At 40.1% G+C, this 1002-nt stretch carries 1 protein-coding gene; it reads left to right on the forward strand.

Annotated elements, in window-relative coordinates:
- Positions 1–233: 233 nt before the first annotated feature.
- Positions 234–1002 (forward strand): DUF389 domain-containing protein (locus HMPREF9073_RS16295; protein ID WP_009750949.1); only part of this gene is annotated, 769 nt, incomplete at its 3' end.

A 1002-nucleotide genomic window follows, 5' to 3' on the forward strand; every position in this document is an offset into this window, starting at 1 on the left:
AGTGGCTCTACAGTGGCTCTACAGTGGCTCTACACCGAACAATAATAGGTATTAAACTGAATAGCAGACGAATACATTTGCTACTTCATTTAATATCTTATAGTTTTGCGCCACTAATCGACAAATTGACATATTGGTTAATTGATAAATTATGCTTATCTTTGCACTTCACATAAAAAGCATTAGTAGTTTGTACTAATGACTAAAAACTAACATCATAAATACTTAACATTATGAGTTTCTTAAAAAACCTATTTAATCTACACCAAGGCGAAGAGAAAAAAGAAAAAGTAATTGAGGATATCCTCAGCAATATCTCTTTCAGAGGTGCTAACTTGTGGATTTTAGCCTGTGCTATCCTTATTGCTTCAATTGGACTAAATGTCAATTCTACGGCTGTTATTATCGGAGCGATGCTTATCTCTCCGCTTATGGGGCCTATCGTGGGGGCAGGATTTGCGTTGGCTACCTACGACTTTGAGCTACTGAAGAAAACAGGGCGCAGTCTGCTTATCGCTACCGTTGTGAGCCTTATAGTATCGTTTATCTACTTCTATATCAGTCCGTTTAAGGATGTGCAGTCGGAGCTTTTAGCTCGCACCTCGCCTACTATCTACGATGTGTTTATTGCCTTTGTGGGTGGGTTGGTAGGGGCTATCTCGCTCACTCGCGAGGACAAAGGAAATCCTATCCCTGGGGTAGCTATCGCTACTGCCCTAATGCCTCCGCTTTGTACAGCAGGTTTTGGCTTAGCGACCGGCAATATTAGCTACTTTTTAGGGGCTTTTTACCTATACAGCATTAACTGCTTCTTCATAGGTATTGCTACTTTTCTCATTATTAAATACTTGAAATACACCCCTAAGAATACGGGTAATGAGGCACTTAACAAGCGTTTGCGGATTGTTATCTCTACCTTGGTAATCCTCATTGTTACCCCTAGTTTGTATTTGGCATATAGCCTTTTGAAAGAGAAGGAATTCCACGAGAATGTAGCTCATT

This window comes from Capnocytophaga sp. oral taxon 326 str. F0382 (genome assembly GCF_000318295.1).
GTDB lineage: Bacteria > Bacteroidota > Bacteroidia > Flavobacteriales > Flavobacteriaceae > Capnocytophaga > Capnocytophaga periodontitidis.